At 71.0% G+C, this 24,023-nt stretch carries 20 protein-coding genes and 2 tRNA genes; 19 read left to right on the forward strand and 3 right to left on the reverse strand.

What is annotated here, in order from left to right; genetic code table 11:
* Positions 1–177 precede the first annotated feature (177 nt).
* The 12 genes from AB0B86_RS12330 (at position 178) to AB0B86_RS12385 (ending at position 15,555) form a co-directional block, all read left to right on the forward strand.
* Positions 178–1,344, forward strand: coding sequence for an inositol-3-phosphate synthase (locus AB0B86_RS12330; RefSeq protein WP_357405701.1), 1,167 nt, complete (start codon positions 178–180; stop codon positions 1,342–1,344).
* Positions 1,328–2,269, forward strand: coding sequence for an SCO3242 family prenyltransferase (locus AB0B86_RS12335; RefSeq protein WP_357405703.1), 942 nt, complete (start codon positions 1,328–1,330; stop codon positions 2,267–2,269). Before AB0B86_RS12330 ends, AB0B86_RS12335 begins: the two co-directional genes overlap by 17 nt.
* Positions 2,266–3,231 carry a sugar phosphate isomerase/epimerase family protein gene (locus AB0B86_RS12340; RefSeq protein ID WP_357417774.1) on the forward strand — a complete coding sequence of 322 codons (966 nt, stop codon included), beginning with the start codon at positions 2,266–2,268 and terminating at the stop codon, positions 3,229–3,231. The genes AB0B86_RS12335 and AB0B86_RS12340 overlap by 4 nt, the downstream gene beginning before the upstream one ends.
* A 20-nt stretch (positions 3,232–3,251) precedes the next feature.
* A complete protein-coding gene (locus AB0B86_RS12345; protein WP_357405708.1) occupies positions 3,252–3,860 on the forward strand; it encodes an EboA domain-containing protein in 609 nt (202 codons plus the stop codon).
* A gap of 1 nt (position 3,861) precedes the next feature.
* Positions 3,862–4,719, forward strand: a complete 858-nt coding sequence (locus AB0B86_RS12350; RefSeq protein ID WP_357405710.1) for a TatD family hydrolase — start codon at positions 3,862–3,864, stop codon at positions 4,717–4,719.
* Positions 4,719–5,918 carry a metabolite traffic protein EboE gene (gene eboE, locus AB0B86_RS12355; protein ID WP_357405712.1) on the forward strand — a complete coding sequence of 400 codons (1,200 nt, stop codon included), beginning with the start codon at positions 4,719–4,721 and terminating at the stop codon, positions 5,916–5,918. The genes AB0B86_RS12350 and eboE overlap by 1 nt, the downstream gene beginning before the upstream one ends.
* Positions 5,915–7,330: a nucleotide pyrophosphatase/phosphodiesterase family protein gene (locus tag AB0B86_RS12360; RefSeq protein WP_357417776.1), complete on the forward strand. Its 1,416-nt coding sequence runs from the start codon at positions 5,915–5,917 to the stop codon at positions 7,328–7,330. Before eboE ends, AB0B86_RS12360 begins: the two co-directional genes overlap by 4 nt.
* Positions 7,327–8,394: a polyprenyl synthetase family protein gene (locus tag AB0B86_RS12365; RefSeq protein WP_357405716.1), complete on the forward strand. Its 1,068-nt coding sequence runs from the start codon at positions 7,327–7,329 to the stop codon at positions 8,392–8,394. Before AB0B86_RS12360 ends, AB0B86_RS12365 begins: the two co-directional genes overlap by 4 nt.
* 215 nt (positions 8,395–8,609) lie before the next feature.
* Positions 8,610–11,462, forward strand: a complete 2,853-nt coding sequence (locus tag AB0B86_RS12370; RefSeq protein WP_357417779.1) for a PQQ-dependent sugar dehydrogenase — start codon at positions 8,610–8,612, stop codon at positions 11,460–11,462.
* 75 nt (positions 11,463–11,537) lie between these two features.
* The gene (locus tag AB0B86_RS12375) at positions 11,538–13,643 is read left to right on the forward strand and encodes a ThuA domain-containing protein (RefSeq protein ID WP_357417782.1); all 2,106 of its coding nucleotides are present in this window, start codon (positions 11,538–11,540) and stop codon (positions 13,641–13,643) included.
* A gap of 189 nt (positions 13,644–13,832) precedes the next feature.
* Positions 13,833–14,336, forward strand: coding sequence for an ATP-binding protein (locus AB0B86_RS12380; protein WP_357417784.1), 504 nt, complete (start codon positions 13,833–13,835; stop codon positions 14,334–14,336).
* A gap of 211 nt (positions 14,337–14,547) precedes the next feature.
* Positions 14,548–15,555: a sugar phosphate isomerase/epimerase family protein gene (locus AB0B86_RS12385; protein WP_357405723.1), complete on the forward strand. Its 1,008-nt coding sequence runs from the start codon at positions 14,548–14,550 to the stop codon at positions 15,553–15,555.
* Between the two features lie 64 nt (positions 15,556–15,619).
* Here AB0B86_RS12385 and AB0B86_RS12390 read toward each other — a convergent pair whose 3' ends face one another.
* Positions 15,620–16,027, reverse strand: a complete 408-nt coding sequence (locus tag AB0B86_RS12390) for a hypothetical protein (RefSeq protein WP_357405725.1) — start codon at positions 16,025–16,027, stop codon at positions 15,620–15,622.
* Positions 16,028–16,322: 295 nt separating this feature from the next.
* Here AB0B86_RS12390 and AB0B86_RS12395 point away from each other — a divergent pair.
* The 4 genes from AB0B86_RS12395 (at position 16,323) to AB0B86_RS12410 (ending at position 20,216) form a co-directional block, all read left to right on the forward strand.
* Positions 16,323–16,395 (forward strand) — tRNA-Asn (locus tag AB0B86_RS12395).
* 270 nt (positions 16,396–16,665) lie between these two features.
* The gene (locus tag AB0B86_RS12400) at positions 16,666–18,783 is read left to right on the forward strand and encodes an MMPL family transporter (protein ID WP_357417787.1); all 2,118 of its coding nucleotides are present in this window, start codon (positions 16,666–16,668) and stop codon (positions 18,781–18,783) included.
* Entirely contained in the window at positions 18,773–20,011 is a 1,239-nt protein-coding gene (locus AB0B86_RS12405) for an NAD(P)/FAD-dependent oxidoreductase (protein ID WP_357417789.1), read from the forward strand. The genes AB0B86_RS12400 and AB0B86_RS12405 overlap by 11 nt, the downstream gene beginning before the upstream one ends.
* Positions 20,012–20,142: 131 nt before the next feature.
* Positions 20,143–20,216, forward strand: a tRNA-Ile gene (locus AB0B86_RS12410).
* Between the two features lie 282 nt (positions 20,217–20,498).
* Here the strand turns inward: AB0B86_RS12410 and AB0B86_RS12415 are convergent.
* Positions 20,499–20,909 carry a type II toxin-antitoxin system VapC family toxin gene (locus AB0B86_RS12415; protein WP_357405731.1) on the reverse strand — a complete coding sequence of 137 codons (411 nt, stop codon included), beginning with the start codon at positions 20,907–20,909 and terminating at the stop codon, positions 20,499–20,501.
* Positions 20,906–21,184, reverse strand: a complete 279-nt coding sequence (locus AB0B86_RS12420) for a type II toxin-antitoxin system prevent-host-death family antitoxin (protein ID WP_357405733.1) — start codon at positions 21,182–21,184, stop codon at positions 20,906–20,908. Before AB0B86_RS12420 ends, AB0B86_RS12415 begins: the two co-directional genes overlap by 4 nt.
* 350 nt (positions 21,185–21,534) lie before the next feature.
* Here AB0B86_RS12420 and AB0B86_RS12425 point away from each other — a divergent pair, with 350 nt between their 5' ends.
* From AB0B86_RS12425 to AB0B86_RS12435, 3 genes are all read left to right on the forward strand, one after another.
* Positions 21,535–21,696 carry a hypothetical protein gene (locus AB0B86_RS12425; protein ID WP_357417792.1) on the forward strand — a complete coding sequence of 54 codons (162 nt, stop codon included), beginning with the start codon at positions 21,535–21,537 and terminating at the stop codon, positions 21,694–21,696.
* Between the two features lie 141 nt (positions 21,697–21,837).
* The gene (locus AB0B86_RS12430; protein WP_357417794.1) at positions 21,838–22,512 is read left to right on the forward strand and encodes a GNAT family protein; all 675 of its coding nucleotides are present in this window, start codon (positions 21,838–21,840) and stop codon (positions 22,510–22,512) included.
* Between the two features lie 610 nt (positions 22,513–23,122).
* Positions 23,123–23,812 carry an HAD family hydrolase gene (locus AB0B86_RS12435; RefSeq protein ID WP_357405737.1) on the forward strand — a complete coding sequence of 230 codons (690 nt, stop codon included), beginning with the start codon at positions 23,123–23,125 and terminating at the stop codon, positions 23,810–23,812.
* Positions 23,813–24,023: the final 211 nt, after the last annotated feature.

Here is a 24,023-nt window from a genome sequence, read left to right on the forward strand (position 1 = left end):
CGTCGCCGCCGACGCCGACGTCGGAAACCGGTCTCCTTTCGGTGCGGAGCGGGTGGGCGGGGCCCATCCAGGCGGCCCGAAATGTTTCCGAAACCGGGCCGTATCTTTCTGAAACATATTCTGATATTCCTATATTTAGCGGTACCGACGATTCCTCGTGGACGGGGAGGGAGCACCATGCGAACAGGTGTCTGGCTGGTTGGAGCGCGCGGTTCTGTCGCGACCACCTGCATCGTCGGAGGGCTCGCGTTGCGAGCCAATCTGGCCGGCCCGACCGGCTGCGTCACCGAGTCGCCCGAGCTGCGCGGCCCCGCCCTGCCGGCCTTCGCGGACCTCGTCTTCGGCGGGCACGACCTGACCACCACCCCGCTGTCCAAGCGGGCCGAGGCCCTGGCCGACGCCGGTGTCATCCCCTGGCGGCTGGTCGCCGCGCTCCGCGACGAGCTGGCCGCGGTCGAGCAGGAGCTGCGCCCCGCACCTGTCGGTGCCACCCAGGCCGATCGGGCTGCCGCAGTGGTCCGCGACCTCACCACCTTCCGCGAGCGGCACGGGCTGGAGCGGGTGGTGGTCGTGAACGTCTCCGCCACCGAAGCCGCCCCACCACCGCACCCGGGGCACGCCGACCCCGACGCGCTGCGCGACGCGCTCAGCGGCCCGGACGAGGTGCTGCCACCCAGTTCCCTCTACGCGTACGCGGCGGTGCTCGCCGGCTGCCCGTACGTCGACTTCACCCCGTCCACCGGGCTGCGGCTGCCCGCGCTCGTCGCGCTTGCCGAACAGGCCCGCCTGCCCTACGCCGGGCACGACGGCAAGACCGGGGAGACCCTGGTCAAGTCGGTGCTCGCGCCGATGTTCGCGATGCGCAACCTGGACGTGCGGTCCTGGTCCGGGTTCAACCTGCTCGGCGGCGGCGACGGTGCCACCCTCGCCGACCCGGCCGCGAACGCCGCGAAGGTGCAGAGCAAGCAGAGAGTGCTCGGCGAGACGCTTGGCTACGTCCCGCAGGGCGGCACCCGCATCGAGTACGTCGAAGAGCTTGGCGACTTCAAGACCGCCTGGGATCTGATCACCTTCGCCGGTTTCCTCGGCACCGGCATGCGGATGGAGTTCACCTGGCACGGCTGCGATTCCGCGCTGGCCGCGCCGCTGGTGCTCGACCTGGCCCGGCTCACCGCCGCCGCGCACGCCGCCGGGCACGTCGGGCCGCTCACCGAGCTGGGCTTCTTCTTCAAGGACCCGCTCGGCTCGCCCAGCCACTCGCTGGGCGAGCAGTGGGCCCGGCTCACCGAGTTCACCCGGCTGCTGCACGACGGCGGGAACGGTGCCGATGAGCACGCTGGCTGATCTCGCCGAGCTGGTCCGGGCACCGGCCGCGCTCTCGGTGCCCGGTGACGTGGTCGCCGGAGCGGCGGCAGCCGGCACGCTCGGTGCGCGTACCCCTGCCCTGGCCGGCGCCTCGGTGCTGCTCTACTGGGCCGGCATGGCCGCCAACGACTGGGCCGACCGGGGCCTGGACGCCGTGGAACGGCCCGAGCGGCCGATCCCCAGCGGGCGGGTCACCCCGGCCGCCGCTGTCGGTCTCGCGGCGGGCCTCACGGCCGCCGGCGTGGGCCTGGCCGCCGCCGTGGGCGGTCGCCGCGCCGCCGCGCTCGCCGTGCCGCTGGCCGCCAGCATCTGGGGGTACGACCTAATCGCCAAGAACACCGCCGCCGGGCCGGCAGTGATGGCCGTCTGCCGGGGGCTGGACGTGCTGCTCGGCGCGTCCGGTGGCCGGGTGACACGGGCCCTGCCGGCGGCGGTCACCGTCGCCGCGCACACCTGGACGGTCACCGCGCTGTCCCGCCGGGAGGTCACCGGCGCCGATGCGGCCCTGCCGATGCGTACCCTCGCGGGCACCGCGCTTGTCGCCGCCAGCGCCGCCGTCGCCGTGCCGGGTGCCCGGCGCGCCCGAGCGGCCGACCGGGCCGCTGGCACCAACCGGGCCGGGTCCGTCGACGAGGCCGGCGCGAGACGGTCGGCAGGTGTCGCGGCAGTGCTGCCCGCCGTGCTGGCCGGGTGGTACGCGGCCCGCTACGGCGCGGCCCAGGTCGAGGTGGTCCGGGACCCGTCGGCCGGGCGGGTCCGCGCCGCCGTCGGCGCCGGGATCACCGGCCTGCCCGCCCTGCAGGGAGCGCTCACCGCGCGCGGTGGCGCCGGCCTGCTCGGACTGGCGGTCGCGGCGGCCGCGCCGCTTGGTCGACGGTTGGCCCGGAAGGTCTCCCCGACATGACAGCTCCCCAGCCCCGACCCGCGCCGCCAGCGGCCGACGGCACCCGGTCCCCGTCGCCGTCCGGCGACGCGACGACGCTGCGGTTCGGGTACGGCACCAACGGCTTCAACAACCACCGCCTCGACGATGCGCTCGCCGTCATCGCCGACCTCGGCTACGAGGGGGTGGCGCTCACCCTGGACCACGACTACCTGGACCCGTTCGCGCCCGGCCTCACCCGTCGGGTCGCCGCGGTCAGCCGACGCCTGACCGAGCTGGGTCTGGCCGTGGTGATCGAGACCGGGGCCCGGTACCTGCTCGACCCGTGGCACAAGCACGCGCCCACGTTGCTGCACGACGACCCGACCCGGCGGATCGAGTTCCTGCGCCGGGCCGTGCGGATCGGCGCCGACCTGGGCGCGGAGGCGGTCTCGTTCTGGGCCGGTGTCCGGCCCGAGACGGTGCCGCCGCAGTGCGCCTGGGACCGGCTGGTGGCCGGCTGCGCCACAGTTGTCGACGCCGCCGACACCGCCGGCGTCACCCTCGGCTTCGAGCCCGAACCGGGGATGCTGGTGCAGGACATCGCCGACTGGCGTCGGCTGCGCGCCGCGCTCGGCGACCCGGCCCGGTTCGGCATCACCCTCGACATCGGCCACTGCCGCTGCCTGGAGCCGTGGCCGGTGCCGCAGTGCGTCGCGGAGGTCGCCCCGCACCTGGTCAACGTGCAGATCGACGACATGCGCCGGGGCGTGCACGAACATCTCGAGTTCGGGGTTGGCGAGATCGACTTCCCGCCGGTGCTGAGCGCCCTGGCCGAGGCCGGCTACCGCGGCCTGGTCGCGGTGGAGCTTCCCCGCGACTCACACGCCGCCCCGGCCGTGGCCGCCCGGTCCATCGAGTTCCTGCGTGCCGCCGCCGCGACCGCGGCGGCCCGCCGCACGGAAGACGAGGTGCCCACAGGCACACCTGGGGTGCCCGCGTAGCAACAAGGGGAGGAGACGGGATGACACCGGATTCACTGCGGGCCGCGTTGCGAGGCGTACCCGATCCCGACTGGCTGGACACGGCGCTGCGCCAGGTCACGGCCGAGCCCACCGCGATCACCCGGCTCTTCCCCACCGTCGGCAGGCGTTGCGGTCGGGCCGCGCTGCCGGACGCACCCGGCTGGACCGCCGACGACGCGGCCCGGGTGCTGCTGCTCACCAGCCTGCCCGGCGACCACGCCGCGTACGCCGAAAGCCTCTACCGGCACGGTGACGCCGCCGAGCGGCGGGCCGTGCTGCGGGCCCTGCCGCTGCTGCCGATCGGCGCGGCCGGGGTGCCGCTGCTGCACGACGCGATCCGCACCAACGACACCCGGCTGGTCGGCGCGGCCCTCGGCCCGTACGCCCGGCACCTCGACCCGGCCGCCTGGCGGCAGGCGGTGCTCAAGTGTGTGTTCAGTGGCGTGCCGTTGGCCGTCGTGGCCGACCTGGAGACCCGTGCCGACGGGGAGTTGGCCGCGATGCTGGCGGCGCTTGCCGCCGAGCGGCACGCCGCCGGCCGGGAGTTGCCCGCCGACGCCAGCGACCTGCTCGACCGGCTCACCGCCGCACTGCCCAGAGAGGCGTGACATGCGTATCTTCGACCCGCACATCCACATGACCTCACGTACCACCGACGACTACGAGCGGATGGCCGCCGCCGGCGTACGCGCCGTGGTGGAGCCGTCGTTCTGGCTGGGTCAGCCACGCACCAGCGCCGCCTCGTTCACCGACTACTTCGACTCGCTCATCGGCTGGGAGCCGTTCCGGGCCGGGCAGTTCGGGGTGCGGCACTTCGCCACAGTGGCGCTGAACCCCAAGGAGGCGAACGACCCGCGCTGCCGGCCCGTGCTCGACCTGCTGCCCCGCTACCTGGACAAGGACGCGGTGGTGGCGGTCGGTGAGATCGGGTACGACTCGATGACGCCCGAGGAGGACGAGGCGTTCGCCGCGCAGCTCGCCCTCGCCGTCGCGTACGACCTGCCGGCGCTCGTGCACACCCCGCACCGGGACAAGGCGCGCGGCTGCGAACGCACCCTCGCCGTGGTCGCCGAATCCGGCATCGAGGCGGGTCGCGTGGTGGTCGACCACCTCAACGAGGTGACCGTCAAGCTGGTCCGCGACAGCGGCTGCTGGCTCGGCTTCTCCATCTACCCGGACACGAAGATGACCCCACAGCGGATGGTCGAGTTGCTGCGCGAGTACGGCACCGAGCGGATGCTCGTCAACTCGGCGGCCGACTGGGGGCGCTCCGACCCGCTGCTGACCCGGGCCACCGGCGAGGCGATGCTGCTCGCCGGGTTCAGCGACGACGACGTCGACAAGGTGCTGTGGCGCAACCCGGTGGAGTTCTACGGGCAGTCCGGCCGGCTCGACCTCAGCGACCTGGACGTCGCCGCCAAGGTGGACCCGCAGACCGGCAACTCGATCCTGCGCGGCGGCAGCTGATGCGGCTGCGACATGCCGGCGGCGAGACGGTCCACCTGGGCTACTGCACGAACGTGCACCCCGCCGAGGACCTCGCCGGCATTCTCGGTCAACTGGACACCTACGCCGTGCCGGTCCGCGAGGCGCTCGGCAGTGACCTGCTCGGGCTCGGCCTGTGGCTGGCCGCCCCGGTCGCCGCCGAGCTGGCCGCCGACCCGACCCTGCGCCGCCGGCTGCGCACCGAGCTGGCCGCGCGCGGGTTGGAGGTGGTCACCCTCAACGGCTTCCCGTACGCGGCCTTCCAGGCCCCGGTGGTCAAGCAGGACGTCTACCACCCGGACTGGACCACCGAGCAGCGCCTGAACTACACCCTCGATCTGGCCCGGGTGCTTGCCGACCTACTGCCCGACGACGCCGCCCGGGGTTCGATCTCCACCCTGCCACTGGCCTGGCGGCAGCCCTGGGACACCGCCCGGGCCGACGCGGCCCGCCGCCGGTTGGACCAGTTGGCCGCCGGCCTGGCCGCCGTGCAGCGCGACACCGGCCGCGAGGTGCGGGTGGCCTTCGAACCGGAGCCCGGCTGCGTCGTGGAGAGCACCGGCCAGGCCGCCGAGCTGCTGTCCGGGATGGACACCGACCGGCTCGGTGTCTGCGTCGACCTGGCCCACCTGGCCTGCGCCTGGGAGGAACCGGCCGAGGCCCTGCACCGACTGCGGGCGGCGGGGCTGCCCGTGGTGAAGGTGCAGGTCTCCGCCGCCGTCGAGGCGGCCGACCCGGCCGGCGGTGCCGACGCGTTGCGCCGCTGGGTGGAGCCGCGTTTCCTGCACCAGACCCGGGGCGCCGGCTGCGCTGGCGGGGCCGACCCGGCCGACCCGGCGTACGCGGCCGACGACCTGGACGAGGCGCTGGACCGATCGTTGCCCGGACCGTGGCGGGTGCACTACCACGTGCCCCTGCACGCCCCACCCGAGGAGCCGCTCGGCTCGACCCTGCCGGTGCTGCGCGCGGCCCTGAGAGCGCTCTTCGACGGGCCGGTCGCCGGCTGCGACCACCTCGACGTCGAGACGTACACCTGGGGGGTGCTGCCGGCCGCCCGACGGCCGCGCACCGACGCGGAGCTGGCCGCCGGCATCGCCGCCGAGCTGGCCTTCGCCCGAGACGAACTGGTCAGCCTTGGTCTGGCCGAGGAGCGCACCGTGACGATGGGAGGGACGCGATGAGTCGCCGACTTGTGGTGCTCGACGTGGTGGGGCTGACCCCCCGACTGCTGGCGCACATGCCCCGGCTGCGCGGGGTCGCCGACGGCGGCTTCCGGGCCGAGTTGGGTACCGTGCTGCCCGCGGTGACCTGCTCGGTGCAGTCCACCTTCCTCACCGGCGAGCCTCCCAGCGGGCACGGGATCGTCGGCAACGGGTGGTATTTCCGGGAGCTGGGCGAGGTGTTCCTGTGGCGGCAGCACAACGCGCTCGTCGGCGGGGAGAAGCTGTGGCAGGCGGCGCGCAAGGCCGACCCCGACTACACGGTCGCCAACGTCTGCTGGTGGTACGCGATGGGCGCGGACGTCAACTGGACTGTCACCCCGCGCCCGGTGTACTACGCCGACGGGCGCAAGGAGCCGGACTGCTACACCGACCCGCCGGAGCTGCACGACGCGCTGACCGGGCGGCTGGGCACCTTCCCGCTGTTCACCTACTGGGGGCCGACGGCGGGGCTGCCGTCGTCGCGGTGGATCTGCCAGGCGGCCGAGCAAATCCTCGCCGATGTGTCACCCGACCTGACCCTGGTCTACGTTCCGCACCTGGACTACGACCTGCAACGGTTCGGTCCGTCGTCGGCTCAGGCCGCCGCCGCCGCAGCCGAGCTGGACGCGGTGCTCGGGCCCCTGCTGGACGCCGCCCGCGCCCGGGACGCCACGGTGGTGGTGCTGTCGGAGTACGGCATCACCGACGTGTCCCGGCCGGTGGACGTCAACCGGTTGCTGCGTGCCGAGGGGCTGCTGCGGGTGCACACGCAGGCGGGCATGGAATACCTCGACCCGTGGACGTCGAAGGCGTTCGCGGTCGCCGACCACCAGGTGGCGCACGTCTACGTCAAGGACCCGGCCGACGTACCCGCGGTGGCGAAGCTCTGCGCCGGCCTGCCCGGGGTGGCCGAGGTGCTCGACGCCGAGGGCAAGGCCGCGTACGGGCTGGACCATCCGCGCGCCGGTGAGCTGGTGTTGGTGGCCGAGCCGGACGCCTGGTTCACGTACTACTACTGGCTTGACGACGCCAACGCGCCGGACTTCGCCCGCCTGGTGGAGATCCACCGCAAACCCGGCTACGACCCGGCGGAGCTGTTCTTCGACCCGGCCAACCCGGGTGCCGCGAAGGCGCGCGCCGGGGTGGCGCTGGCCCGCAAGAAGCTCGGCATGCGGTATTTGATGAGCGCGGTCGGCCTGGACGCCGGTGCGCGGGCCGTGCGCGGCTCGCACGGGCGGCTGCCGACCGACCCGGCGGACGCTCCGGTGCTGCTCTGCTCCGACCCGGCGGCGGCCCGGGACAAGATCGCCGCGACCGAGGTCAAGGCGCTGCTGCTGGAGCTTGCCGGGCTGGGTGCCGGCGGTTCGGACGGGCCGGGGGAGGGGTCGTGACGGTGACCGTGGCGCCCGCCGATGCCAGCGGGCTGCGGGCACGGTTCGACGCGGAACTGGCCGGGTTCCTGGAGCGGCAGGGCCCGGACTGGCCGGACGGTGCGCCACGCGGGGTGTTCACCGCCCTGCAACGGTTCGTGCTGGCCGGTGGCAAGCGGTTACGTCCACTGTTCTGTTACTGGGGTTGGCGCGGCGCGGGGGCGGCCGACGGCACCCCGATCGTGGTGGCCGCGGCGGCGCTTGAGCTGTTCCATGCGTTCGCGCTGATCCATGACGACATCCTGGACGGCAGCGACCGCCGCCGGGGCGAGCCGTCGGTGCACCGGCTCTTCGCCGACCTGCACGCCCGCTCGTCGTGGCGCGGTGACCCGGAGGCGTACGGGCGCAACACCGCACTGCTCTGCGGGGACCTCTGCGCGGCCTGGTCGGATCAGATGTTCCACGAGTGTGGGCTGAGCACCGAACAGGTGCACCGCGGGTACGGCGTGTTCGCGCTGATGCGGACCGAGGTGATCGCGGGGGAGTACCTGGACCTGGTCTCGGGGGTGGGGGACGGCTCGGTGGCCAGCGCGCTCACGGTGATCCGGATGAAGGCCGCCCGCTACACGGTGACCAGGCCGTTGCAGATCGGGGCGGCCCTGGCCGGGGCCGAGCCCGAGTTGATCGCCGCGCTTGGCGAGTTCGGTGACCCGTTGGGTGACGCTTTCCAGCTCCGCGACGACGTGCTCGGGGTCTTCGGGGACCCGGCGGTCACCGGCAAGTCGGTCCTGGACGACCTGCGGGAGGGCAAGCCCACGGTGATGATGGCGCTGGCCCGCAGTGCCGCCGACCGGTCGCAGACCATCCGGCTGCGGGAGTTGTTCGGAAATCCGGCGTTGGACGCCGACGGCGCGGCGGAGCTGCGCGAAATCATCGAGGCGACCGGCGCCCTGGAGCGGATCGAGCAGATGATCCGGGTCCGCACCGAGGCCGCGCTCGGCGCCCTGCAGGGCGCGATGGTGGCGGACGAGGCGCGTGCCGCGCTTGTCGCGCTGGCCGGACAGGCGATCGACCGCCACGCGTGATCGGCGACTTTCGAACAGATCGACGAAAGTTGGTGCCGACTCACCGGAAGGTATGGACACATCGACACTCACAACTTAGTGTCGTGACCAGCACGGCAATGTTTCATCGAGGTGAACCGGCGGCGCGGTAACCACGACCCCCACCATCACCGCTACGGCATCCGGCGCGACGGCGCGCGCCCGCCTGGCAGTCACACGTCAGGAAGGGGCAGCACATGTCCATGAAGGACACTCCGCACCATCGATCCCGGCGACTGTCATCCGCCGGATCGGCACTGCTGCTGGCGGTCGCCGCCGGCACTGTCGCACTCGCCGCCGGCGCGGCCCCCGCACAGGCGCACACCATCGTCGCCACCGACTTCCAACAGGTCGAACTCGCCCGCGGCGTCACCGACATGGGCGAGCCGATGTCGCTGGCCGTGCTGCCGGACCGCTCCGTCCTGCACACCGCCCGCAACGGCACGCTGCGCCGCACCGACGCGAACGGCACCACCTCGGTGATCGGCACCCTGCCGGTCTACAACCACGACGAGGAGGGGTTGCAGGGCGTCGGGGTCGACCCGGGCTTCGCCAGCAACCGGCAGATCTTCCTCTACTACGCCCCGCCGCTCTCCACCCCCACCGGCGACGCGCCGGCCACCGGCACCGACTTCTCCGCCTGGAACGGGGTGAACCGCCTCTCCCGGTTCACCCTCAACTCCGACTTCACGATCAACCAGTCGAGCAAGGTCGACGTGCTCGACGTCCCGGCCAGCCGGGGCATCTGCTGCCACGTCGGTGGGGACATCGACTTCGACGCCGCCGGCAACCTCTACCTGTCCACCGGCGACGACACCAACCCGTTCGAGTCCGCCGGCTACTCGCCACTTGACGAGCGGACCAACCGCAACCCGGCGTACGACGCCCAGCGCAGCGCCGGCAACACCAACGACCTGCGCGGCAAGATCCTGCGGATCAAGGTGAACGCCAACGGCACGTACTCCATCCCGACGGGCAACCTGTTCGCCCCCGGCACGGCGAAGACCCGTCCGGAGATCTACGCGATGGGCTTCCGCAACCCGTTCCGGATCAGCGTGGACAAGGCCACCGGTGTCGTCTACGTCGGTGACTACGGGCCGGACGCCGGCACCACAAGCGCCACCCGCGGTCCGTCGGGCCAGGTGGAGTTCAACCGGGTCGCGGCACCGGGCAACTACGGCTGGCCGTACTGCACCGGCACCAACACCTCCACCGAGACGTACAACGAGTGGGACTTCGCCAGCAACGCCAGCGGGGCGAAGTACAACTGCACCGGCGGGCCGACCAACAACTCGTTCCGCAACACCGGCCTGACCACCCTGCCGCCGGCCCAGCCCGCCTGGATCCGGTACGCGGGCGACGCCGGCGCCCCTACCGAGTTCGGCGGCGGCTCCGAGTCGCCGATGGGGGGCCCGGTCTACCGGTACAACGCCTCGTCCACCTCCACCACGAAGTTCCCGCAGTCCTTCGACGGGCAGTTCTTCGCCACCGAGTTCGGCCGGGGCTGGATCAAGCCGATCCACGTCAACTCCGACGGCTCCCGGGGCACCATCGACACATTTCCCTGGGTCGGCAAGCAGGTGATGGACTCGGCGTTCGGCCCGGACGGCGCGTACTACGTGCTCGACTACGGCACCGGCTACTTCAACGGCGACGCCAACTCGGCGCTCTACCGCTTCGACTACGTCGGCGGCGGCAACCGGGCACCGACTGCGGTGGCCAGCGCCAACCGGACCTCCGGTGCGGCACCGCTCGCTGTCACCTTCTCCTCGGCGGGCTCGGCCGACCCCGAGGGCGGAGCGCTGACGTACTCGTGGGCCTTCGGTGACGGGACCACCTCGACCGCCGCCAACCCGACGAAGACGTACTCCACAAACGGCACCTACACCGCCACCTTGACCGTGCGGGACCCGCAGGGCGCCACCGGCAGCAGCAGCGTGCGGATCAGCGTCGGCAACACCGCGCCGACGGTCACCATCAACAACCCCGGCAACGGCCAGCTGTTCAGCTTCGGCGACACGGTGCCGTACAGCATCACGGTGACCGACCCGGAGGACGGCACCATCGACTGCACCAAGGTCAAGATGACCTACGTGCTCGGGCACGACCAGCACGGGCACCAGATCACCTCGAAGACCGGCTGCTCCGGCTCGATCACCATTCCGGTCGACGGTGAGCACGACGACGCGGCGAACATCTTCGCGATCTTCGACGCCGAGTACACCGACGCCGGTGGGCTGACCACGCACACCCAGCACACGCTGCCGCCGCGGCACCGGCAGGCCGAGTTCTTCGGCACCTCGTCCGGGATCAACGTGTTCAGCAAGACCACCGCCGAGGGCGGCAAGACCGTCGGCGACATCAACAACGGCGACTGGATCGCGTTCCAGCCCTACCGGCTGGGCAACGTGACATCGTTCAACGCCCGGGTCTCCTCGGCGGGTGCCGGTGGCACCCTCCAGGTCCGGGCCGGCTCGGCCACCGGCACCGTGCTCGGCTCGGCCACCGTCCCGGTGACCGGCGGCTGGGAGACCTTCGCCACGGTGACCGGCACGATCACCAGCCCGCCGACCGGCACGACCACGCTCTACCTGACCTTCGCCGGGTCGGGCACCGGGGCGCTCTACGACCTGGACGCGTTCACCTTCGTCACCGGCACCGCCACCAGCGGAAGTGGCCCGATCAAGGGGCTGGGTGGCAAGTGCCTGGACGTCCGCAACGCCGCCACCGCCGACGGCACGCAGATCCAGATCTACACCTGCAACGGCAGTGCGGCCCAGACCTGGGCGGTCACGCCGAACTCCACGATCAAGTCGTTGGGTAAGTGTCTGGACGTCGCTGGCGCCGGCACCGCCGACGGCACCAAGATCCAGCTCTACACCTGCAACGGGACCGGGGCGCAGAACTGGGCCGCGCAGGCCGACGGCACGCTGCGCAACGTGGCGTCCGGCAAATGCCTCGACGTCTCCACCAACAGCTCGGCCGACAGCACACCGGTCCACCTCTGGACCTGCACCGCAGCTGCCAACCAAAAGTGGACCCTGCCCTGAGCTGAGAGGAAGGGCCCCCTGTTGACGCCTAGTGTCGGACAAGGGGCCCTTCCTAACCGCAGTTAGGAGAGCGATATGCGCAGACTCCTGCGACCCGTCCTCGGTGCGGCCCTGGCCGCACTCGCCGTCATCGCCTGTACCACCCCGGCCAGCCCGGCCAGCGCCGCCGACGCCCCGTACGACGTGCTTGTCTTCTCCAAGACCGCCGGTTTCCGGCACGACGCGATCCCGGTCGGCATCCAGACCATCCGGGACCTGGGCGCGGCGAACAACTTCACAGTCACCGCCACGGAGGACGCGAACGCGTTCACCACCGCCAACCTCGCCCAGTACGAGGCGGTCGTCTTCCTCAACACCACAGGCGATGTGCTCAACGCCAGCCAGCAGACCGCCTTCGAGTCGTACATCGGCTCGGGCCGGGGGTACGTGGGTGTACACGCGGCCTCGGACACCGAGTACGACTGGCCGTTCTACGGCAACCTGGTCGGCGCGTGGTTCGCCTCGCACCCGGCGATCCAGCAGGCCAACATCAAGGTGGAGGACCGGGGGCACGCCGCGACCGGTCACCTGCCGCAGACGTGGACCCGCACCGACGAGTGGTACAACTACCGGACCAACGCCCGGTCGACAGCCCACGTGCTGGCCACCCTCGACGAGTCGTCGTACTCCGGTGGCGGCATGGGCGCCGACCACCCGTTGAGCTGGTGCAAGACCTACAACGGTGGCCGGTCCTTCTACACCGGTGCCGGGCACACCCAGGCGTCGTACGCCGAGCCGGCGTTCCGGACCCACCTGCTCGGTGGCATCCGGTACGCCTCCGGTCGGAGCAAGGCCGACTGCCGGCCGGAGACCGGCTACACCCCGCTCTACAACGGCTCGACGACCGGCTGGTCGCAGGCCGGCCCGGGTAGCTTCACCAACTCCGACGCCACCCTGACCTCGGTGGGCGGCATGGGGTTGTTCTGGTACAGCGCCAGGCAGTTCACCAACTACTCGCTGAAGCTGGACTGGAAGCTGGCCGGGGACGACAACTCCGGCATCTTCATCGGCTTCCCGCCGTCGAGTGACCCGTGGTCCGCGGTGGACAACGGCTACGAGATCCAGATCGACGCCACCGACGCGGCCGACCGCACCACCGGCTCGGTCTACACGTTCAAGTCCGCAGACATCGCGGCCCGCGACGCGGCGCTGAACGCGCCGGGGGAGTGGAACACCTACGAGCTGCTTGTCGAGGGCGAGCGACTCCAGATCTTCCTCAACGGGGTGAAGATCAACGACTTCACCAACACCGACCCGGTTCGCTCGCTGGCCGGCCACATCGGCATCCAGAACCACGGCACCGGTGACGACGCCTTCTTCCGCAACATCCGGATCAAGGAACTGGGCACCACGCCGCCGCCCACCGGCACGATCCAGGCCGAGGCGTTCAGCTCGGCCAACGGCGTCTCCGCGTTCACCAAGGAGGGCGCCAACGGTGGGCAGACCCTCGGCTACATCGACCCGGGCGACTGGGCCGCGTACAACGGGGTCAACCTGACCGGGGTCACCTCGTTCGCGGCCCGGGTCGTCTCCGGTGGTGCGGGCGGCACCATCCAGGTGCGTACCGGCTCGGCCACCGGCCCGGTGCTCGGCACGGTAGCGGTGCCCAACACCGGCAGCTGGACGACCTTCGCAAACGTCACCACCGCGCTCACCAATGTCCCGTCCAGCACCCAGAACCTCTACCTCACCTTCACCGGCAGCGGTACGGGGCTCTTCGACCTGGACGACTTCACGCTGGTCAAGGGCGGTGGCGGCACCCCCGGCGTCGGCCCGATCAAGGGCCTGGCGGGCAAGTGCCTGGACGTGCGCGGCGGCGGTACCGCCGACGGCACCCAGATCCAGCTCTACACCTGCAACGGCGGCACGGCGCAGACCTGGACCGTGTCCGGCTCGACCCTCCGGGCGCTCGGCAAGTGCCTGGACGTCTCCGGTGGTGCCACCGCCAACGGCACCAAGATCCAGCTCTGGACCTGCAACGGCACCGGCGCGCAGAACTGGGCGGCCCAGTCCGACGGCAGTCTGCGTAACCCGGCGTCGGGCAAGTGCCTCGACGTCTCCGGCAACAACTCGGCGGACAGCACCATCGTGCACCTCTGGACCTGCCTCGGCGCGGCCAACCAGAAGTGGACCCTGCCCTGATCGACGGGCGCGAGGGGTCGACGCTCACGGCGTCGGCCCCTTCCGCTCCAACGCCGACCATGCCGACCCGCAGATCTCGCCCGTCGCACGCGGCCCGTCCGCGCGGCGCCGTCGAGAGCGCCGACCGGGTGGGCGCGTTGCGGCGACGCGGGAGCCCGGCGCACAGCCGACTGCCGTACCTTGACCTGCATGGGGCGGTTCGGGCAGTGGCGCGGGATGGTGCTGGCGCAGGGGCACCGGCTGGGTGATGTGCTGCGCCGGCCCGACGAGCCGGCCGACGCGTTCGAGCCGACGGGCAGTCTGAACCGGCTCGACGCGCTGGTGGAGGGCTTCGCCGCCGGTCAGCCGGTGCGGTGGAGTCTGGCCGGTCAACCCCGGCCGTTGCCGGGGCCGGTCGACGCGGTGGCGTACCGGATCATCGAGGAATCGTTGACAAACGCGTGCCGGCACGCCCCGGGGGCGCCGGTCGCGGTCCGACTGCGCTACGACGCCACGGGCATCGCCATCGAGGTCCGCGACGAGGGCGCCGGCCCCCAGCCGTCAGGCGGTGGCGCCCAGGGAGCCGGGCGGGGCCTGCTCGGAGTACGCAGGCGCACCGAACGCCTCGGCGGCACGTTGTCCGCCGGTCCGCGCGCCGGTGGTGGCTTCACCGTTCGGGCCGCACTGCCGGCACCCGAGGAGATGGCCGAATGATCACCGGGCCGCGGGGCTTTCGCAATGGGGTGCCCCGCAAATAGGCTGGGGGCGGCGACCGTGCTGGTGGCCGGTGACCCGGTGGGAGGCGCAACCCGCCGGGCCCAGGTGTGTTCCGCACCCACCGGTGACCGCCCGGCACCGCGTACGCCCGGTCACCCTCGCCCCGGTCCGCACCTGGAATCCCCCATGACAACAGGGGAGAAGAACAATGGCGCGACCCATCACGCTCTTCACCGGCCAGTGGGCCGACCTACCTTTCGAGGAGGTCTGCCGGCTCGCCTCCGAGTGGGGCTACGACGGTCTGGAGATCGCCTGCTGGGGCGACCACTTCGAGGTCGACAAGGCGCTCGCCGACGACTCGTACGTCGAGCGCAAGCGGGAGACCCTCGCGAAGCACAACCTCCAGGTCTTCACGATCTCCAACCACCTGGTCGGTCAGGCGGTCTGCGACCACCCGATCGACGAGCGGCACCAGGACATCCTGCCGGCCCGGATCTGGGGCGACGGGGAGCCCGAGGGCGTCCGCCAGCGGGCCGCCGAGGAGATCAAGGACACCGCGCGGGCGGCGGCGAAGCTCGGCGTGAAGACGGTCGTCGGCTTCACCGGTTCGTCGATCTGGCACACCCTGGCGATGTTCCCGCCGGTGCCGCCGTCGATGATCGAGCGCGGCTACCAGGACTTCGCCGACCGGTGGAACCCGATCCTGGACGTGTTCGACGAGGTCGGCGTGCGGTTCGCGCACGAGGTGCACCCGAGCGAGATCGCGTACGACTACTGGACGACGAAGCGGACGCTTGAGGCGATCGGCAACCGGCCGGCGTTCGGGCTGAACTGGGACCCGTCGCACTTCGTCTGGCAGGAGCTGGACCCGGTGAACTTCATCTTCGACTTCGCCGACCGGATCTACCACGTGGACTGCAAGGACGCCAAGGTGCGCACCGGCGACGGTCGGCGTGGCCGGCTCGCCTCGCACCTGCCCTGGGCCGACCTGCGCCGCGGGTGGGACTTCGTCTCCACCGGGCACGGCGACGTGCCCTGGGAGGACTGCTTCCGCGCGTTGAACGCGATCGGCTACGAGGGCCCGATCTCGGTCGAGTGGGAGGACGCCGGGATGGACCGACTGGTCGGCGCACCTGAGGCGTTGCAGTTCGTCCGCCGGCTGGCCTTCGACGCACCGAGCGCGGCCTTCGACGCGGCGTTCAGCAGCAAGGACTGAGCGCAGCTCGGACAGACCACGGGCCGGTCGCCCTGCGGCGACCGGCCCGTCGACGTGCGATTGGTCAGAGCGTGCTGGCGTTCGTGCCCGAGCCGGACGGCTTGGTGCGGGGGTTGTTGGTGGACGACGGCGACCCGGAGGTCGTGCCGACCGTGCTGGTGCCCGCCTTGGCGCCCACGGTTGCGGGCGTGCCGGCGAACGCGTCGTCGGCGGCGGTCAGCTCCTGCTTGCCGGTGCTGCCGTTGCCGGTGCCCAGCTTCTCGCCCAGTTTGGTCTGGCCGAGCTTGTCCTTGCCCTCGCTGTAGAACTTGTTGGCCTGGGCCTGCGCGACCCCGGCCGCCTCCTGGACGGTCGGGTGGTCGAGCACCTTGCGGCCCCGAACAACGAGCTCCTCGTACTTTTCCCGGCCGGCACGGGCGCCCAGGACGAATCCCGCAGCCAGCCCGCCAAGAAACATGATCTTTCCGCGCATGGCGGCTCCTTCCGTACCTGACGCGCCGTCGCCCCGGCGAGTTGCCCCGTCGGGAGGCGACCTGTTCGCGCCTGCGTCCTCTGTCCGCAGCTAACTACCCATCCTGCTCTCCGCTCAAGCATGCTTGTGCCGGGATGGCGATTTACCCCCAATTGTCGATGCGTGGTGGGTCCTGGCCTGCGTACCTCGATCATCGGCAGGTCGGGCTGAACCCACTGGACCGCCACGGGGGGATGTCCTGTATTCTTTTCCCGTCGCACGGCGCCGGCGTGATCCGGAGGCGCGCGATGCACGATCCCCTGTAGCTCAATTGGCAGAGCAGCCGGCTGTTAACCGGCAGGTTATTGGTTCGAGTCCAATCGGGGGAGCAACCAACCCAACGCCCGTCACCCCCTCCCGGGGGGCGACGGGCGTCCTTCGTCGCGCCCCAAACCCCTGGTCGATCATGGAGTTGTGGTGCCGGTTTGAGGGGTTAATACACCCTTCGTCCACCACCACAACTCCATGATCGACGCGCGACGCTGGCGGGGATGACGCTGGTGGGGATGGCGGTTTTGGTCCGGTGCCGCCGGTTTGGCCGGCAGGATGGGCGATGAGGACGCACGGCTGCACTGCGTCGACTGTCGGGGTGGGTGCGGATGTCCGGACGAGGCGGTAAGGCCACGCTGATCGCGGTGGTGGTCGTGCTGGCCTGGCTGGTGATCGGCGGTGTGGCCGGGCCGTACGCCGGGCGGCTCAGCGAGGTCGCCACCAACGACAACGCCGCCTTCCTGCCCACCGACGCCGAGGCGACCCGCGCCCAGAACCTCACCGGCGACTTCGTCGACCGGCAGACCATCCCGGCGCTTGTCGTCTACGAACGGCCGGCCGGCATCACCGACGCCGACCGGCAGCGGGTGAGCGCCGACGCCGCCCGGTTCGCCCAGGTGCCCGGCGTGGTCACCCCGCTGCCCCCGCCCATCCCCAGCGAGGACGGCCAGGCACTCCAGGTCGTCGTGCCGGTGGACGACGCCGAGGGTGAGGAGATCGGCACTGTCGTCGAACAGTTGCGCGACATCACCGGCGGGGACCGTGACGGGCTCACCGTGGACGTCTCCGGACCGGCCGGCCTGCTCGCCGACCTGATCAAGGTCTTCTCCGCCATCGACGGGCCACTGCTGCTCGTCACACTGGTCGTGGTGCTGATCATCCTGTTGGTGGTCTACCGCAGCCCGGTGCTCTGGATCTTTCCGCTGCTCGCCGCCGGCATGTCGTACGCCCTGGCCTCCGTCTTCGTCTACCTGCTCGCCGACGCCGACGTGGTCAAGCTCAACGGGCAGGCCCAGGGCATCCTCACCGTGCTGGTCTTCGGGGCCGGCACCGACTACGCGCTGCTGCTGATCGCCCGCTACCGGGAGGAGCTGCACCGCCACGACCGCCCCTGGGACGCGATGCGAACCGCGTGGAAGGGCGCCGCGCCCGCCATCATCGCCTCCGGCGGCACCGTCATCGTCAGCCTGCTCTGCCTGCTGCTGTCGAGCCTCAACTCCAACCGGGCGCTCGGTCCGGTCGCCGCCATCGGCATCGCCGCCACCCTGCTGGTGATGCTCACCTTCCTGCCCGCGCTGCTGGTGCTCGGCGGCCGGTGGGCGTTCTGGCCGCGACGGCCCCGGGCCGACCAGGCCGACCCGCGCGCCGAACACGGCATCTGGAGCCGCATCGCCGGGTTCGTGGCCCGGCACGCCCGACCCATCTGGCTGAGCACCGCCGTCGTGCTGGCAGTGCTCACGCTGGGCCTCACCCAGCTCGGTGCCACCACGCTCGGACAGTCCGACCTGTTCACCAAGCGCACCGACTCGGTGGACGGCCAGGACGTGATCTCCCGGCACTTCCCGGCCGGCACGGGCAGCCCGGCCACCATCTTCACCACCGAGCAGACCGCCCGGCAGGTCGCCCAGGTGGCGCAGAACGTGCCCGGCGTCGCGGACGTCCGCCCCCGCACCGCCGGCCCGCAGACCGGCCCACCCGACCCCACCGCCACGCCGAAGGTCGTCGACGGGCGGGTGCAACTGGACGCCACCCTGGCCGACCCGCCGGACAGCGACGGCGCCGAGCGGACCATCCGGGAGCTGCGGGTGGCCGTACACCAGGTGCCCGGCGCGGACGCGGTGGTCGGCGGCTTCACGGCGATCAACGTGGACACCTCCGACGCCGCGAAGCGCGACCAGAACGTCATCATCCCGGTGGTGCTTGTGGTCATCGCGGTCATCCTGGCGCTGCTGCTGCGGGCGCTGCTCGCACCGCTGCTGCTGATCGGCACCGTGCTGCTCAGCTTCGGGGCCACCCTCGGGCTCTGCGCGCTGCTGTTCCGGCACGTGTTCGACTTTCCCGGAGTGGACTCGTCGTTCCCGCTGTTCGCGTTCGTCTTCCTGGTCGCCCTCGGCATCGACTACAACATCTTCCTGATGAGCCGGGTGCGGGAGGAGTCGGTCAAGCGCGGCACCCGCGCCGGTGTGCTCGCCGGCCTCGCCGTCACCGGCGGCGTGATCACCTCCGCCGGCATCGTGCTCGCCGCGACCTTCTCCGCCCTCGCCGTGCTGCCCCTCGTGGTGCTCGTCGAGTTGGGTACGGCGGTCGCGATCGGGGTACTTATCGACACCATCATCGTCCGGTCGCTGCTGGTGCCCGCGCTCGCGTACGACATCGGGCCGAAGATCTGGTGGCCGGGCCGGTTGTCCCGGTCCAACGGTGAGCGGGAGGCGCGCGATGCCGGTTGAGACGGACGTGGTCATCGTCGGCGGTGGCCTGGCCGGCCTGGCCGCCGCCCGCCGGCTGCACCGCGCCGGCGTGCCCTGGCGGCTGCTGGAGGCCAGCGGCCGACTCGGCGGCCGGGTCGCCACCGACGTCGTCGACGGCTACCTCATCGACCGCGGCTTCCAGGTGCTCAACACCGCCTACCCGCAACTCGGCACGCTGCTCGACACCGACCGGCTGCACCTCGGGTACTTCACCTCCGGCGTGCTGGTGCGCAAGGGCGACGACCTGCTGCGGCTGGTCAACCCGCTGCGCGAGCCGGCCGGGGCCCCAGGCACCGCGCTCGCCGGAGTCGGCACCCTGCTCGACCGGCTGCGCTTCGCCGCGCTCGCCACCGGCTGCGCCACACTGCCCACATCCCGGCTGCTCAGCGCGCCGGAGACCAGCGCGGAGACGGCCCTGCACCGGGCCGGCCTCTCCGACACGATCATCGAGGAGCTGCTGCGGCCGTTCCTGTCCGGGGTGTTCATCGACCGGGAGCTGGCCACCTCCAGCCACGTACTGGCGATGGTGTTGCGCTCCTTCGCCCGCGGCCGGATCGGGCTGCCCGCCGAGGGCATGGCCGCGCTGCCCCGGGCCATCGCCGCCCCACTCCCCGCCGACCTGCTCGACCTGGACACCCCGGTCGCGCAGGTCGCGCCCGGCCGGGTCCGCACCCAGGCCGGCGACATCCGCTGCCGGGCCGTCGTGGTCGCCGTCGATCCACCCGCCGCGCCCGCGCTGCTGCCGGCCCTGGCGACGGTACGCATGCACAGCTACACCACCTACTACCACAGCGCACCGGAGCCGCCGCTCACCGAACCGATCCTGCTCGTCGACGGCGACCGGCGGGAGATCGTGGCGAACACAGTGGTGCTCAGCAACGCCGCACCGACCTACGCCCCGGCCGGACGACACCTGATCGCCACCTCCGTGGTCGGCCCGACCGCGCCACCCGAGCTGGCCATCCGGGCCGAGTTGACCCGGCTGTACGGCCGATCCACAACCGACTGGACCCACCTCACCACCGTGGCCGTGCCGCAGGCGCTGCCCGCCGCACCGCCACCGCAGGGGCGGCTGCGCAAGCCCGTGTCGTTGGGGGAAGGCCTGTTCGTGGCCGGTGACCACCGGGACAGCCCATCGATCCAGGGCGCGCTCGCCAGCGGCTGGCGCACGGCCGGAGCGGTGATCGAGGAACTGCGCGCCGACTGACCGCCGTCCCGAACCGGCCGGCGCGCGCTGTTATATTCCTGTAGCCCATCGTGCTGGCGCAGGCGTGGGCGCCGGCCGGCGTGGTGCTGGCTGCTGATCGCCGAGCGGGATAAGATCCGGCGCGGTGTTTCGGGGCGGTAGCTCAGCCGGTTAGAGCAGGGGACTCATAATCCCTCGGTCGCGGGTTCGAGTCCCGCCCGCCCCACTTTTCCGCAGGTCACCGGCCCCGGCCTGGGCCGCTGATGCCGTGATCGAAGTCGGTGCAGCAGCGAAGTACAGCAGTGGACCGACCGCCAGCCTGACTTCCTGTGTCGGGACGCTCTCCGAAGCGGCGGCGGACGGGACAGCGGAAGGGCGGCTGATGACGGACGGACCGCTCGTGCGCATCAACCGATGTTGCTCGCGATGGGGCGGGCAGGGTCGCTTAGGTCGGCTGGGGCCTCGTTGTCGACGGCCGGACCCCGAACCAGTGTGGTGGATTCGTGGGTCAGTTCTGGCCAGGGCTTGCCACGGGTAGCCCTGCGTCCCTGGCGCATTCGAGCAGCCGCCGGTCGTAGGTGACGAAGGCAGTGAGTGCCGTGCCGGACTCGTTGGTCAGCACTTGGGCGGTGGCCAGGTGGATGGCGTCGAGGCTGCGGAGCGTCGGCTCGGCGAACGCGGCTGCAGTCGCACGGATCGTGCTGTCGATCTCCAGTCGGAACAGTCGGCCGACGGCCGACGGCACTCCGATCAACGCTTGCGGAGCTGATCGGCGCAGCGCTCGGGGCACTTCCACCTCGACAAGGGCGGAGGAGACCAGCGGCACGTCACCGTGCGTGTTGAGCCAGGAGACAAGGTCGGCGCTGCATATCTCCTGCCGAACCATTTTGACGACGGCAGCTGAATCGAGATAGATCACCAGCGCTCCTCATCGCGCATCGCGGCGAGCGAGGCAGCCACGTCTATGTTCTCGTCACCGAGTTTTGGCGGAAGTGGCACCGAGCCGCCGCCGGTGGGGGCGACGGCTCGTCCTGCCGCCACCAACTTGGCCAGTACCGACCTGTCATCGCCTACCGGAACAAGTCGCGCGATCGGGTGTCCGCGATCGGTGATCTCGACGGTTTCGCCGCCACTCACCCGGGCCAACACCTGGCTCGTGTTCTGGTTCAGCTCCCGGACACCGATGCGTTCCATAAACACGAGTGTAGAACTAAATGTTCTACGGTGCTAGTTCCTGCCGCCATAAGGGCTGCCTGTTCACCCGACTGAGGTCGACGTTTCCAGGCCACGGCGACTTGCCGGCGGTCCGGTGGCTCGTGTCGGCATCATTGCGCACGCTCCGAGGCTTGGCAGCGGGGCAGATTCAAGGTCAGCGGATCGCCTGCGATCGTGATCGCGCGGTTCGCATGGTGGTACCTCCGGCCCACCTCGTTGATCTTTCGTGCGAACCAGTTGACCGGTGCGGCGTGGCGCTCTGCTTGGCTGCCCGGCGAGGGACTGCGGCTGGTCACGGACCCGCCGCCGAATGTAGTGGCGTCAAGGGAATGAGGAACCGCGCGGCGAGGTACGAGCCGCTGACGGTGGCACGCCTGGGTGCTCTGCTCGTCGGATCCGATGAGACGCGACGGTGGCGGTTGGTGGCGGAGTTCCTTGAGGAGTACCGCGGGGAACCAGTCGAGATACGCGCCGAGTTGAACGTCGCGTGAGCCTCAATGATCCACTGCTGGACCGCGCGGCGATCGAGGATGCCTTCCGCCGGCTGGGGGAACGGCTGTCGAGGCGAGGCGTGGTTGATCCGCCAACACCTTCGGGCGACGGCAAACGGCAGGACAGGGCATGATGCTCGGATGACATTGGCCGAGATCTGGCCCGTGCGCCGTATACGCGTGACGACGTCCGTGCTTGAGCTGGCTGTACCGGGTGAGGACGAGCTTGCCGAACTGGCGATCCATGCGGCAGCCGGCATCTACGATCCGCAGAACCGCTTTCTGGCGCGTACGCCCGTAGCGGGATGGGAGTCGGGACCCTCTCCCCAGGCCGAGTGGTCGTTCCTGCGGTACTACTGGGCGTCCCTGGCGGACTGGCGGCCGAGCAGGTGGAACCTGGTAATGGCTGTGAAGGTCGATGGCGCGTGCGTCGGGGTGCAGGAGATCGGCGCGCAGGACTTCGGGATCACCAAGACCGTCTCGACGGGGTCATGGATCGCGCGGCGGTTCCAGCGGCGTGGTTACGGCAAGGAGATGCGGGGCGCCATCCTGTACCTCGCGTTCGCCGGGCTGGGTGCGGATCGCGCCGAGTCCGCTGCCTGGTCCACCAACGCGCCGTCGCTGGGAGTCTCGTGGTCGCTTGGCTATCAGTCGAACGGAACCACAATCCGGACTTTCGACGGTGCCCGCCAGGAGCAGATCAACCTGGTGCTCGACCGCGAACGGTGGGAGGGCCAGCGTGACGACATCGCGATCCACGGACTCAGCGACGAGGTGCTTGAGCTGATGGACGTTAAGCGGGCCGCATCCCGGTGATGGCCGCTTTTGCCGTGACAGAGCCAGATCCGCCACTACGGCCCCTGAGCGTGAACGAGGCAGGAGTCCTTCAGGCACTCCTCCGCCACCACTTCGCAGGTGTTGAGGAGCTCCGCGTGCAAGCGCGAGACGTCCTGGCCCGCCCGGGATGCGGCTGTGGATGCGGGACCATCCACCTCTTCCCACAAGGCAAGGACCTTCCCGCCTCACCGGCACAGACTCCGGTGCGCGTACAAGGGCAGTTTCCCGACCAGGAAGGGCAGTGGTTCGGAGGCATCTTGCTCTTCCTTGCCAGCGGGCAGCTCGCGGAGCTGGAGGTCCACTCGTTCGGTGACCCGTTGCCCATGCCGAATCCCGATCAGGTGCTCTGGTTCCTGAGAACCGGCGAAAGCGCCGGTGTTCCACTGCCCAACCAGCCGGAGCGAGGGCCGGCAGGAGATCAGTGACCCGAGAGCGGCCAGCGTGGCGAGCAGGTCAAGCCAGGCCGCTGCCGACCGCACCGACCAGGCGACATGCCGTGACGGGGCATAATCCCTCGGCCACGGGTACGGGCCACGTTGCCCGGCCCGACGCGGAGATCCGCCTTACCCACCCCGTACGGTTGCTGACCATGCAGCGGTTGGCGCTCTTCGATCTCGACAACACGCTTGTGGACCGTTCGGAGGCATTCCGGCGCTGGGCTGTCGAGTTCTGCGCCGATCGCGAACTGCCGGACGACGCGTTGGCCTGGCTGATCGCTACGGATCAGGACGGGTCCGTGCCCCGTGACTGGTTCTTTGGCGAGGTGACGCAGCGTTTCGGACTGGCAGCCTCGGTGGATGAAACATGGAGGCAGTACCGACGCCGGATGCCGGAGCTGGTGAGCTGCCGCGAAGAGGTGTTGGCGTCGCTGACGCTCTTGCGCGACGAGGGCTGGACGGTGGCGATCGTGACCAACGGTCAGGCCGACAACCAGTTGGGGAAGATCAGGCGTACTGGGCTGGACCGATGCGTCGATGCCTGGGCAGTGTCCGGGGAGTTGGGCATCCGGAAGCCGGCACGGGAGATCTTCGAGGCAGCGGCCCGTGGGTGCGGCCTCGATCTGTTGGGCGGCGGCTGGGCGATCGGTGACAGCCCTGTGCTTGATGTCGAGGGTGGTCGCGGGGCAGGGCTTGCCACCCTCTGGGTCAGCCGGGGGAAGGACTGGCCGGCGGAGCTCACCCCGCCTGACCGCACCGTCACGGACGTCGTGGCCGCTGTCCAAGTACTCCGAGGCGAAGACTCCTCCGAAGGCCAGCATGGGCCATCCGTGGGCCAGTAACCGTGGCGCGCAGCGGGCACGAGCGGGCACGAGACGCACCCTAGCGAGCCGGCAGCCGCAGGCGTTTCGGGCATCACAGCCGGTTGAGCACGCTCTTCCAAACTGACGGTCCGGGCCGCTCGCCCGCAGGCCGCATCTGGTCCGCAAGAGGCCAGCGGACGGCGGGGACTGCTGTGAGATGTCGAGGCGTTTCCGCTGCTGGAAGCCCACG

This window comes from Micromonospora sp. NPDC049047, assembly GCF_040649135.1.
Classification (GTDB): domain Bacteria; phylum Actinomycetota; class Actinomycetes; order Mycobacteriales; family Micromonosporaceae; genus Micromonospora.

Coding starts and splice junctions, on each gene's coding strand:
- AB0B86_RS12330 (WP_357405701.1), top strand. CDS start 178: ATGCGAACAGGTGTCTGGCTGGTTGGAGCGCGCGGTTCTGTCGCGACC.
- AB0B86_RS12375 (WP_357417782.1), top strand. CDS start 11,538: ATGCGCAGACTCCTGCGACCCGTCCTCGGTGCGGCCCTGGCCGCACTC.
- AB0B86_RS12400 (WP_357417787.1), top strand. CDS start 16,666: ATGTCCGGACGAGGCGGTAAGGCCACGCTGATCGCGGTGGTGGTCGTG.
- AB0B86_RS12345 (WP_357405708.1), top strand. CDS start 3,252: ATGACACCGGATTCACTGCGGGCCGCGTTGCGAGGCGTACCCGATCCC.
- AB0B86_RS12380 (WP_357417784.1), top strand. CDS start 13,833: ATGGGGCGGTTCGGGCAGTGGCGCGGGATGGTGCTGGCGCAGGGGCAC.
- AB0B86_RS12405 (WP_357417789.1), top strand. CDS start 18,773: ATGCCGGTTGAGACGGACGTGGTCATCGTCGGCGGTGGCCTGGCCGGC.
- AB0B86_RS12435 (WP_357405737.1), top strand. CDS start 23,123: ATGCAGCGGTTGGCGCTCTTCGATCTCGACAACACGCTTGTGGACCGT.
- AB0B86_RS12370 (WP_357417779.1), top strand. CDS start 8,610: ATGTCCATGAAGGACACTCCGCACCATCGATCCCGGCGACTGTCATCC.
- AB0B86_RS12425 (WP_357417792.1), top strand. CDS start 21,535: ATGAGGAACCGCGCGGCGAGGTACGAGCCGCTGACGGTGGCACGCCTG.
- AB0B86_RS12390 (WP_357405725.1), bottom strand. CDS start 16,027: ATGCGCGGAAAGATCATGTTTCTTGGCGGGCTGGCTGCGGGATTCGTC.
- AB0B86_RS12350 (WP_357405710.1), top strand. CDS start 3,862: ATGCGTATCTTCGACCCGCACATCCACATGACCTCACGTACCACCGAC.
- AB0B86_RS12335 (WP_357405703.1), top strand. CDS start 1,328: ATGAGCACGCTGGCTGATCTCGCCGAGCTGGTCCGGGCACCGGCCGCG.
- AB0B86_RS12360 (WP_357417776.1), top strand. CDS start 5,915: ATGAGTCGCCGACTTGTGGTGCTCGACGTGGTGGGGCTGACCCCCCGA.
- AB0B86_RS12420 (WP_357405733.1), bottom strand. CDS start 21,184: ATGGAACGCATCGGTGTCCGGGAGCTGAACCAGAACACGAGCCAGGTG.
- AB0B86_RS12430 (WP_357417794.1), top strand. CDS start 21,838: ATGACATTGGCCGAGATCTGGCCCGTGCGCCGTATACGCGTGACGACG.
- eboE (WP_357405712.1), top strand. CDS start 4,719: ATGCGGCTGCGACATGCCGGCGGCGAGACGGTCCACCTGGGCTACTGC.
- AB0B86_RS12340 (WP_357417774.1), top strand. CDS start 2,266: ATGACAGCTCCCCAGCCCCGACCCGCGCCGCCAGCGGCCGACGGCACC.
- AB0B86_RS12385 (WP_357405723.1), top strand. CDS start 14,548: ATGGCGCGACCCATCACGCTCTTCACCGGCCAGTGGGCCGACCTACCT.